The organism is Micromonospora sp. NPDC049060, assembly GCF_040649055.1.
Taxonomy (GTDB): Bacteria; Actinomycetota; Actinomycetes; order Mycobacteriales; family Micromonosporaceae; genus Micromonospora; species Micromonospora reichwaldensis.
This window is the reverse complement of the sequence record NZ_JBEZEV010000140.1, coordinates 1-10,677: the sequence shown is the minus strand read 5'-3', so window position 1 is coordinate 10,677 and position 10,677 is coordinate 1. Positions and strand designations below refer to the sequence as shown.

General features: G+C 72.3%; 9 protein-coding genes. 3 read left to right on the top strand and 6 right to left on the bottom strand.

The window, feature by feature from the left end; translation table 11 throughout:
* Positions 1 to 1,108: 1,108 nt before the first annotated feature.
* Both AB0B83_RS29270 and AB0B83_RS29265 read left to right on the top strand, forming a co-directional pair.
* Positions 1,109 to 2,239: a SagB/ThcOx family dehydrogenase gene (locus tag AB0B83_RS29270; protein ID WP_357580873.1), complete on the top strand. Its 1,131-nt coding sequence runs from the start codon at positions 1,109 to 1,111 to the stop codon at positions 2,237 to 2,239.
* The gene (locus AB0B83_RS29265) at positions 2,236 to 3,495 is read left to right on the top strand and encodes an MFS transporter (protein ID WP_357580872.1); all 1,260 of its coding nucleotides are present in this window, start codon (positions 2,236 to 2,238) and stop codon (positions 3,493 to 3,495) included. The genes AB0B83_RS29270 and AB0B83_RS29265 overlap by 4 nt, the downstream gene beginning before the upstream one ends.
* Before the next feature lie 74 nt (positions 3,496 to 3,569).
* Here the strand turns inward: AB0B83_RS29265 and AB0B83_RS29260 are convergent, their stop codons facing one another.
* From AB0B83_RS29260 to AB0B83_RS29250, 3 genes are all read right to left on the bottom strand, one after another.
* Positions 3,570 to 5,699, bottom strand: coding sequence for a cellulase family glycosylhydrolase (locus AB0B83_RS29260; RefSeq protein WP_357580871.1), 2,130 nt, complete (start codon positions 5,697 to 5,699; stop codon positions 3,570 to 3,572).
* A gap of 176 nt (positions 5,700 to 5,875) precedes the next feature.
* Positions 5,876 to 6,382, bottom strand: coding sequence for a hypothetical protein (locus AB0B83_RS29255; protein ID WP_357580870.1), 507 nt, complete (start codon positions 6,380 to 6,382; stop codon positions 5,876 to 5,878).
* Positions 6,383 to 6,494: 112 nt separating this feature from the next.
* Positions 6,495 to 6,917 carry an ATP-binding protein gene (locus AB0B83_RS29250; RefSeq protein ID WP_357580869.1) on the bottom strand — a complete coding sequence of 141 codons (423 nt, stop codon included), beginning with the start codon at positions 6,915 to 6,917 and terminating at the stop codon, positions 6,495 to 6,497.
* Positions 6,918 to 7,086: 169 nt separating this feature from the next.
* On the opposite strand from AB0B83_RS29250, the gene AB0B83_RS29245 reads away from it, so the two are divergent.
* Positions 7,087 to 7,485, top strand: coding sequence for an STAS domain-containing protein (locus tag AB0B83_RS29245; protein WP_357580868.1), 399 nt, complete (start codon positions 7,087 to 7,089; stop codon positions 7,483 to 7,485).
* Here AB0B83_RS29245 and AB0B83_RS29240 read toward each other — a convergent pair whose 3' ends face one another.
* The 3 genes from AB0B83_RS29240 to AB0B83_RS29230 form a co-directional block, all read right to left on the bottom strand.
* On the bottom strand, positions 7,486 to 8,712 hold the full coding sequence (locus tag AB0B83_RS29240; RefSeq protein WP_357580867.1) for a PP2C family protein-serine/threonine phosphatase: 1,227 nt from the start codon (positions 8,710 to 8,712) through the stop codon (positions 7,486 to 7,488).
* A 95-nt stretch (positions 8,713 to 8,807) separates the two neighbouring features.
* On the bottom strand, positions 8,808 to 9,275 hold the full coding sequence (locus AB0B83_RS29235) for an SRPBCC family protein (protein WP_357580866.1): 468 nt from the start codon (positions 9,273 to 9,275) through the stop codon (positions 8,808 to 8,810).
* 66 nt (positions 9,276 to 9,341) lie between these two features.
* A complete protein-coding gene (locus AB0B83_RS29230; protein ID WP_357580865.1) occupies positions 9,342 to 10,547 on the bottom strand; it encodes a hypothetical protein in 1,206 nt (401 codons plus the stop codon).
* Positions 10,548 to 10,677 lie beyond the last annotated feature (130 nt).

The window sequence follows — 10,677 nt, the reverse complement described above, 5'->3', positions numbered from 1 at the left end:
GACCTGGCACCCGTGCCAGGTCGGCCGGCGTCGGCGCGTCGGCGCGTCGGCGGGCTGGCGGCCCCGGTCCGGCATTCCGGCCGAGGTCTCCGCGCTGGCCGCGGCGGGCCTGGCGGTGGATGCGGTGCCGGCGCTCCCCCTCGGCCGTGAACCCAGTCGGCCACCATCCGGGACTTTGACGCATCCGAATGCGTTGACCAGCCGCCGAGCCGCCGGCAGGAATGCCCGGACACCAATGGCCAAAGGCTCGCCCAGGCGATACGCCAGCCCGTGCACGAATGCCCCACCCGCAACCCACCGAGAGGGGAATTCCCCACCACCCGGCGGCATTGCCCGTCCCGGGACGGCGATTCGTCAGATCGCCGCCGAGGAGCGCCCGACCACCCGCCCGCGCGGCGGCGCGCCGAACCCGAGGAAGGTCCGGCTACCACCATCCGGGGCACCCGGCGAGCGCTCGCCAGCGGGCGCAGGGTCGGCCGGAGACGAGGTCGCCACCTGCGCGAACGCCCGCGCCGAGCCGCTGGCCGGCACGCCAGCTCCTGACACCTGACCGCCGGCTCAGCCACCCGTCGTGTCGGCGACCAGGTGCCCGGCGCCCCGGCCGCCGCCGGCCCTGGCGGTCGCCTCGCATCTCCATTGATTCTCGCTGTAAGACCGCCCGGCAAAGGCCGTCGACCCCTTGGCAGAGGGTCGACACATTCGCTACCTTCTCTATTGCCGCAAGCGGGAACGGATGAGGGGAGTTGTCGTGACGGCGAGCCGCCCGGGAATTGTATCCGAATTTCTCTTTCGGGGTCCCGAAAGCTCGCCGCAGTCGACTTTCCCGCCTCGTCCGCCCGACCGATCCGCATCCTGACTGCGTTTCGGCGGCACCGAGGTTCCCCCGAACGTCCGTCCCGGCTGCAGCGGGGACGGACCCGTCCAGGGGTGCACCGAGCCCACCGCGCCGGAGAGGAGGTACGAGCCATGGCCTTCGACATCGTGATCGTCGAGACGAACGACGTTGTGCTGAACCACGGGGCGGCCTGACGCGCCCGGTGCCGGACCCGCGTGCGGGTCCGGCACCATTCCGTCCGTCGTGCTTCGTCGTCGTCGAAAGGGCATCGGAATGCGGGTACGCCGCCGCGACCAGCTCGTCTGCCGCTGGGACAGCGATGCGCTGATGGTCGCCCTGCCCGGTCAACGCCGGTGGTTGCGGGTCACCCCCGACCTGCTGAGCCTGTTGCAGCGGCTGGACGACTTCACCGACGTCGACGAGGTCGCGGCCCAGTTCGGGGGCGAGGCCGCCGACGCCGCCGTCCAGGCGGTCCACAAGCTCTGCGAGGCCGGCATCCTCGTCGCCGACACCGACGACGCCTGCACCCCGCCCGTCTGGCAGCACTGGGGGCCGATCGCGTCGCGCATGCACACCGAGGCCCGCGACGCCAACTACCTCGTGGATTCGCCGCAACGCGACGCCACCGCCGCGCAGATCGCCGCCGACGGCACACCTCCGGCGCCGTTCAAGCGGTACCCGGACGCCCCGGCCGTGCACCTTCCCCGACGCGCCCTGCCGCTGCGTACGCCCGTGGAGGAGGTGTTCGCCGCCCGGCGCACCCACCGCGCGTTCGCCGGCACCCCCGTCGGCATCGACGCGCTCGCGACCGTCCTGTCCTGCACCTTCGCGCCCCAGCGATTCCTCGACGGCGGCGCGTTCGGCCCGCAGCAGGGACGCATCAGCGCCTCCGCGGGTGGCCGGCACGAGGTCGAGTGCTACGTGGCCGTTTACGACGTCACCGGCGTCCCGGCCGGCCTCTACCACTACGCGCCCGAGGTGCACCGCCTGGAACTCCTCGACGCCACCGTCGACCGCGAGCGCATCGCCACCCTGGCGTACGAGCAGGAACCCTCCTACCAGGGGGCCTTCACCTGCCTCACCACCACCGTCGCCGCCCGCCTGTCCTGGAAGTACCGCCATCCCCGGGCCTACCGGCTGTGGATGTTCGACGCCGGCCACTACGGTCAGACCTTCGCGCTGACCTGCACGGCGCTCGGCCTGGCGCCGTTCCAGACCGTGGCGTTCCACGACAGCGGCGTCGAGGCGATGCTCGGCGTCGATCCCGACCACGAGTTCGCCACCTACCTGCTCTCCGCCGGCAATCCCGCACCCGACGACGGCACCGGTCCCACCGGGCCGGGATATGCACCGCCGTTCCGCCTGGCCGCCAGCTCGCACCGGTCCCCGGCCGACCCGGAGTGAACGCGCCCACCAGCCCCGCCACCGTCGCCGCGCAGAAGCTGGGTCAGCATCCGCTGTTCCTGCGGGTGTGGGCCAGCCAGTCCGCCGGGGCCGTCGCCGACCAGATCCTGCCGGTCGCGTTCGCGCTGTACGCCGTACAGCGCGGGGCCGGTGCCGGCACCATCGCCGTCATCCTCGCCGGCCGGGCGATCGCCCTGGTGGTCTGCCTGCTCGCCGGTGGCATCCTCGCCGACCGCGTCTCCCGGCCGCGGATCCTGTTCACCGCCGACCTGATGCGCACCGCCATCGTCCTCGGCACGCTGCTCGCCCTCGACGACCTGCCCCTGGCCGCGCTCGGCGTCGTCACCGCGTTGTCCGGCGTGGCCGAGTCCCTGTCCCGGCCGGCGATGCGCTCCCTGGTTCCGGCGCTGCTCCCCACCGCCCTGCTGGAACGCGGCAACGCCATGGTCTCCGCCGTGCAGCGCTCCGCGACCCTTCTCGGGGCGCTCGCCGGAGCCGCCATCGTCACGGCCATCGGCATCCACGCCGCCCTGGGCCTGGCGGCCCTGCTGTTCGCGACGGGCGCCCTCGCGGTGCTGGGCGTGCGCGACGTCGCCGCCGGTGACCGGCCCCGGACCAGCGTCCTGGCCGACGCCGCGGCCGGCATCGCCACCGTCCGGCACCGCCCCTGGGTCGCCGCCGTCATGGCGGCCGTGGCGGTCCAGCTCTTCGCCGGCACCGCACCCAGCCTGACGCTGCTGCCGCTGATCGCCGCGGACCGCCTCGGCGGCGAACTCGCCTACGGGCTCGTCCTCGCCGCTGCCGCCGCCGGTGCCCTTCCTGCCATCGTCTTGGCCGGCCGCTGGCGGCCCCGGCGGCCCGGCACTGTCAGCATGCTCGCCCTCACCACCTACGCCGCCCTGCCCGCCAGCCTCGCCTTCGCCCTGCCGCTGCCTGTCACGGCGCTCTGCTTCGCGGTCGGCGGGTTCGTCGTGGAGATCTACTTCCTTAACTGGCTGTCCGCCCTGCAACGCGAGATCCCCGCCGAGGTGCTGGGCAAGACCCTCGCCCTGGACCAGCTCAGCGCGTTCGCCCTGCTGCCGGTCGGTTACGCCCTCACCGGGCCGGCGGTCGCGGCGTTCGGAATCCAGCCCACCCTCGTCGCGGCGGCCGCCCTGACCGCCGCGGCCAGCGCCCTCACGCTGCTGGTCCCCGGCGTCAGCACCTTCAGCGACCCCGCCCGTGCCCACGCCGCCGGCGCGGACCGCAGCGGATGATCCCGTCGGGTACGCGGAACGGGCCGTGACCGCCTGGCGGCCACGGCCCGCTGCGCGTGCAGACCGCTGCCGGGTCAGCCCACCCGGGCCGCGACGGCGGTGACGCCCGTGACGCCGCTGCCCGACTTCGTGACGTGGTAGGTGACGGTCGTGCCGCTCCAGAAATGGAAGGTGAGGGTCACCCGGGCGCCGTCGTTGACCTCCGCGAAGAAGGCCTCGGTCAGCGTGATGCGGTTGCCGGTGTAGTCGGGGGCGAAGGTGACGTCGAACTCCTTGAACGGCGTCCAGTTGTGTGGGCCGGCGTTGCTGCCGTCGGCGTACTTCGCCTCCATCGTGGCGAGCTGGTCGCCCCGGAACTGGGTCGGGACGGCGAACGAGGTGGTGCTCCCGGTCGCGTTCGACAGCACAGGCGGGTCGTACGTGATCACGTTGATCCGCCACGGGACCCCGGCGGAGAACCGCGCGTGCAGGGTGGCGTTCACGCCGTACGCCCGGCTGCCGACCAGCCGGGTCAGCGCGCTCGCGGTGAGCGTGAGTTGGCTGCCCGACACGGTGTAGTCGGTGCCCTGCGCCAGGGCGGTGCTGCCCTGGTAGAGCCCCTGGAAGGTGGTGCCGTTCAGGTTCAGCGCGAGCGTCCTGGCGGTGATCGAGCCGGTACGCGGCACGTACACCTGGTCGGCGTGGGCCGTGCCGGAGCGGGTGGTCCAGCTCGACTTGATCTGCGCGAACAGCTCCGGGTCCTTCCACTGGAAGGTGAGCCGGTCGAAGTGCTGCCCGTTGTCCCAGAGCTGGGTGGTGATCTTCCTGGTCTTCGCGTACCAGCCGAGGAACTCGAAGAACTTCAGCTTCTCGCCCTGCTGGATGGTGCCGGTGTGCCGGTCGAAGCCGAGCAGGCCGTACTCGCCGATCACCACCGGGATGCCTTTGGCGACGAAGGCGTTGTGCACCCGGTCGAAGGCGTCGGTCAGGTCCTTCTGGGTGGTGGCGTCGAACCGGGTGCCCCCGGCGACGTTCACGCTGAACGGCCAGTAGCCGTAGAAGTGCACGGTGGCGATCAGGTTGCGGTCGCCCAGCTGGGTGAAGGTGCTGGTCAGCTCGTCGATGCGGGCCTGCTCCGACGAGGTGTGCAGGGTGGGCAGGACGAGCATCCGGGTGGCGTTGTTGCCGCCGGAGGCCCGCACGATCCGGTGGAAGGACGTGTTCAGCTCGTGCAGCAACTGGGCGTTCTGGGCGTCGCCGGAGCTGTTGGCGAACTGCGGCTCGTTGACGCTCTCGAAGTGCAGCTTCGGCGAGGCGTCCCGGAACGCGGCCGCGATCTGGGTCCAGAGCGCGTTGTAGCGGTTGAGGACGGTGGTCCGGTCGGCCGGCATCGCGTTGATCCACTGCCACGAGTCGTGGTGAATGTTGATCATCACGTAGAAGCCGTCGTCCAGGGCCCAGCCGACGACCTCCTTGATCCGGTTGAGCCACGCCGCGTCGATCGTGTACGCCGGCGCGGGGCCGTGGTGGTTGCTCCAGGTGACCGGGATCCGGATGCTGTTGAAGCCCTGCGCCCGGACGGCGTCCAGCTGCGCCTGGGTGACCCGCGGGTTGCCCCAGGCCGTCTCGTCGCTGCCGACCGCGTCGAAGGTGTTGCCGAGGTTCCAGCCGGGCTGCATCGCGGCCACGTAGGCCATCGGGTCACCGGTCGGCGGCGGCGTGGTGGGTGGCGGGGTGGTGGGTGGCGGAGTCGTCGGCGGGGCGGTGGTGGGTGGCGCGGTGGTGGGGCCGACGCCGCCGGTGCAGGTGACGCCGTTCAGCGCGAACGACGTGGGGGCGGTGTTCGCGCCCGACCAGGAGCCGTTGAAGCCGAAGGACACCGTGGCGTTGGTGCCGATGGCGGCGTTGTAGCCGACGTCGGTGGCGGTGACGTTGGCGCCGGCGGCGGTCACGTTGGCGTTCCACGCCGAGGTCACCTGCTGCCCGGAGGGGAACGTCCAGGTCAGCCGCCAACCGTTGACCGGGTCACCGAGGTTGGTCACGGCCACGTTCGCGGTGAAGCCGCCGGGCCACTGGTTGGCCGAGTACGCCACCCGGCAGCCGGCAGCCGCGTGCGCGCTCACCGCGAACGTCAGGCCGAGGCTCACCAACAGCAGGGTGAGGGCGCTGGTGAACAGGCTCAGCCGCCATCGGGTTCTTCTCGTCGTGCCTCGCATCTCGGCCATGACGCTCCTCGCCTGGGGTGCCGCTGGGACGGGCTCGCGGCAGGCGCCACCACGAACGCGGCCGCACCCGATCGCGAACCGCAGATTAAGTTTGGATTCCAAACTTTGTCAATCGGCGTACCTCTATCTGGGCGAGGAACGCGGGGCGGCCGGTGGCCCGACCGCCGCGCCGCGCCTCACTGGTTGCGGCGGTACACCTCGATGTACGCCGCGGAGCGGTACTGCTGCTTCACGTCATCGGCCAGCACACCGATCCACAGCGGGCCGGTGCCGGTCTTCGAGCTGACCCTCGTCTGCGCCGGGTCCAGGGCGCCGGTGGGCAGGAACGCCGGCTGCTCCACCACGGCGGAGTGGTACGCGTCCGTGCCCCCCAGCCACCAGACCAGCACGTCCCTGGGCGCGACGTGGCGGGCGTTGTCGATCCGCCCGAGTGTCTGGTACTCGTCGGCCAGCACTTGCGGCAGGAAGTCGCCCCAGACGGTGTACCTGTGCGCTCCGAAGGTGCCCAGCGAGTAACCGTGGCAGAAGAACCGCTGGTCACCGGTGACGGCGGGCGCCGCCCGCCACGCCTCCACGCGGGTGCCGAGATCGGTGCGTACGGAGAGGTTCATCCCGCTGACGTTGTTCGCCAGCGCGGGCTGCAGGAGGATCTGGTCGCCACTGGTCAGGTCGAACGGCTGCATGGGACTCCTCGGCGATGTACGACGGATGTGAGCAGGGTTCGACCCTCGACCATCCGGTCACGCACGGCAAGCATGAGGTCACCAACCCGACCGGGGCAGCCGTCGACGACGGTCAGGGGACCGGCGACGTCCGTACGCCGGTGAGGTGTTTGGTGACGCGGAGCAGCACCTGGTCCGACGGCCCGGCGACGAAGGCGGCCGTGTCGGCCAGCGCGGTGATCAGGGGCAGTCCGCGACCGCCGACGGTGAGCGGGTCGGGCAGTGCGGCGTCGAGCCCGGCGCCGGCGGGGATGCTGCCGCGGTTGCCGATCTCGAGCAGGCAGACGTCGTCGTCGATCACGATGGTGATGTCGACGCTGCTGTCGGCGTCCGCGTGCAGCACCGCGTTGGTGCACGCCTCGGTGATCAGCACGGCGAGGTGACCACGGGAGTCCTCGGCGGCGTCGGTGAGGCTCAGCAGGGTGGCGAGTACGTGGCGGGCGCGGGTCACCGAGGACGGTCGACGCGGGAGTGAGAACGTCGTGGTAACGCGCATCGCGCCGTTTCTCCTCCCCCTGGGTGACCGCGCCGGCCTACTGTGCCACATCTCGGGGCGGGACGCGTCGGTGGTGATCAGCACTACCCGGAGTCGCCGTGGTGAAACGGCCGGGCGTGTCGGTGCGACGTCCGCCGGCCGTCGGCGGTCCGCACCCCGGCAGCATAGGGTGAGCGGGGATCATCGGCGTGGGGAGGCTGTTGTGGCACTGCTGTTGTCGGTCCGGCCGGGCCGGGGTTGCACCGTGCTCGAGGTGCGCGGCGAGCTGGACCTGGCGACGTCCCCGCAGTTGCGTGAGGGTCTGCAACAGTTGGTCGACGCCGCTGACCGCCAGGTGGTGGTGGATCTGGCCGAGGTGGGGTTCATGGACTCCAGCGGGCTGGGCGCGCTGGTGGTGACGTTCAAGGCGTTGCGTGAGGCTGGCGGTCGGCTCTGCCTCGCCGCCCTGCAGCCCGCCGTGCGGAGCGTCCTGACGGTCACGTCGGTGGACCGTGTGATCGACATCTACGACAGCGTGCAGGCGGCCGAGGCCGATCTGCCGTCCGGGCGCGACGCGACGGGCCGGTAGTCAGTCGGGCAGCGCGCCGCTGGCACGTGCCTGGTCGGCGCCGGCGCTGGTGTTCCGGTCCTCGCTGTGCCCGCCGTGCCAGTCGAGGATGAACAGCGTGGCATCGTCGGCCAGGCTCGGTCCGCTGACCTCGAGCACGGCATCCGCCAACGCCCGGGCGGCCTCGCGCGGATGCAGCCCGGCGATCGACCGCAACTGGGCCGGAAGGTCCAGGCTGGCGGCGTTGCGCTCCCGCATCCCGTCGGTGACCACCACTACACGGTCGCCCGGTCGCAGCCTGATCTCGCCTGCGCCGTAACTGGCTTCGGCGAACATGCCGAGGGGGAAGTTGGCCGGTAGCGACAGCGCCCGGGTGTCCCCGTCGCGGACCAGCAGCGGCGGCACGTGCCCGGCGTTGAGCAGCGCGCACACCCCCGTGCGCAGGTCCAGACGGCCGAGGACCGCCGTGACGTAACTGCCGGGCACGGCGCCGTGTGCGGCCACGTCGGCGTTCGCGGCGTCGGCCTGCTCCACCAGACCGGCCCCGCGGCGGCGGCTGTTACGCAGGCTGCCCACGCCCAGGGTGGCCGTCAGCGCGCTGGCCACCCCGTGGCCCATCGCGTCGGTGACGCTGAAGTGCAGCACGTCGCGGGCGAGGCTGTAGTCGAAGGTGTCCCCGCCGATGCTGGCGGCGGGTTCGAGCCAGCCGGACAGGGTGAACGCGCTGGCCTCGCACGTGAACGAGGCGGGCAGCAGGCGGCGCTGGATCTCCCCGGAGAGGGTGAACGGGGTCGTCCGTTGCCCCCACTCGAACAGGTCGGTGTACCGCCGGTTGGCGATCACCACGAACGCCAACACGTGCGCCGTGCGGGCGATCTCCTCCAGCGTTCGCGCGTCGGGCTCGTCCGGCAGGACCATCTCGAGCAGGCCCATCGCCTCGCCGCGCTCGGTCACCGGCGCCAGCACCGTCCACCCGTCGGGCTGCGCGAAGACCTGCACCGCCTGGGTGCGCAGCGCCTGCTCGGCGGGGCCGCCGTCGAACGGCATCAACGTGGCGGTCTCGTCGCCGTCCCGGCGTCCCGCACCGGGGCCGTCGAGCGGCACGTGGGTCAACCGGACAAGCGCCCGGCCGCTGAGGTCCGCGATGAGGAACGCGACGGTACGCGCCCCCAGCGCCGCGCCGAGTTCCCGCGTGACCGCCTCCACCGCCTCGACCGGCGAGGCGTTCTCCGCAGCATCCAACAACATCTGAACCACGTTCCGCCCTCGGCTGCTCTCCACTGTCGGAGCCTACAGACCCGGCCGGTGAGCGCCGAGCACGGCGATCCTCCCGTGCGACGACCTCAGTGAGCCGCTTCGACGTAAGACGCCAGGTTGGCCAGCGAGGAGGCGATCCCGGCCTCGTGGTCGGCCTGGCCGATACCGCGTGGTACGTCCGTGGCGGTGACGGTGACCTCGGTCCCCGCGCCGGTGGCAGCGAAGTGCCAGGTCATCGTCATGGTGCCCGCGTACGCCGGGTCGTCGGCCTCGAACACCGCCCGCTGCACCACGCGCTCGGGTGGCACCAGGGCGGCGAACCCGACGTCGACGACATCCGTCGCATCCGACGTCTTGCCGGGGCTGTCACCGGCGTCGAGGTAGGTCAGGACCATCCGGAACCCGCCTCCGGGCCGGGGATCCCACCGTTCGATCCGCCCGCGCATGCCGTCGGGCGGCAGCCACGCCTCGAGCGCCTCCCGGTCGAGCAGGGCGCCGTAGACGGTCGCCTGTGGTGCCGCGATCACCCGGCTGGCGCGGTCGGTCCGTCCCATGACCCGATCCTAGGACCGCCTCTGCGCCATGCCCATCCTCGTCGACCGACCCGGGGCGGTGGGGGGTCAGCTCAGCCTCGAACCGGTCAGCGTCGGGTTGCGGGCGCCGAGGAAGAAGATGCCGGGGTAGCCGCGCGTCTCGAAGCCGTTGCTCGGGTTGCGGCGCAGGGTGGAGTTCTCGATCCGCATGGTGCCGGTGCGGTCGTTGCTGACGAAGAAGACGGCCCCGCCGCCCTCGTTCGCCTCGTTGCCCTCGATGATGGTGCCGGCGATCCGGACGGTGAACTCGTTGCCGTCGCAGTAGATCGCCCCGCCGCTGCCGCCGCCCGGTGTGCCGGGCCTGGCCGGGTTGGCCCCGGTGCCGACCGCCCGGTTGTCACGCAGGACGCTGTTCAGCACCGCCCAGGTGACGCCGATGCTGCTCAGCGCGCCGCCGTTGGCGCAGACGCCGCCGTCGAACGTGCTGCCCACCACGTACACGGGCTTGTTCTCGTGCTGGCTGAGTACCCGGATGGCCGCGCCACCCAGGTCGGGGCCGGTCCGGTCGCAGCGGTTGCGGACGAAGCGCGAGTTGACCACCTTGAACCGGCCGCCCCGGACGAAGATCGCCCCACCGCCGCCGCCCTCGGTGCGCTCGCCGGTGGAGTTGCCGTCGGCGAAGGTCAGGTTCTGCACGGTGAGCTGGGGGTGGTCCTGGTCCTGGCAGTGCGAGGTGGTCCAGCCCTGCGCGCTGTCGCAGGTGTTCATGTAGAGGATCCGCCGCTGCCCCTGGCCGCTGAGGGTGACCATGCCGCCGCCGTCCAGCACCACCCTGGGCCCGTTGGCGTTGCGGACCTTGGCGGTGGCCGTCATCTTGATCGTCACCGGCTGCGGCCCGCAGTCGAACGTGATGACGCCGCCGGCCGCGACCGCCTTCACCACCGCGGCCGAGGTGCAGCTGGCGGCGGTGCCACTGCCGATCGTCCGGGTCGGCCTCGACGTGTCGACGGCGCGCGCCTCGGCCGGCACGGCCGCGCCGCCGTCCGGGTTGCCGGCCTTCAGCGCCGCCGCCCTCGTCGAGGGCCCCGGGCTGGCGCTCGCGGCGGGCCCGCCGAGTCCGGAACGGGCCGTCGGGGCGGACCCAGGGCTGCTCGCCTCGGCCCCACCGGCCGGCGTCGCCGCGGCTGTCGGGGCCGGCGGCGGGTCGCCGTCGGCGGCGGAGTTGCCGCAGGCGGGCAGGCCCGCCCCGGCGACGGACAGGACGAGCAGGACGGCAAGGGACTTCACACGCACCCCGTGATGCTAGGGCCTGTTTCATGAGGGCGGTCGAGCCGAGGCGGAGCCTCGGCGCTCGACGGGGCGGGGGACCGCTTGAGGGTGCAGTTCAGGACCAGGGCCCGGATGCTCACCACGGTGTTCCTCC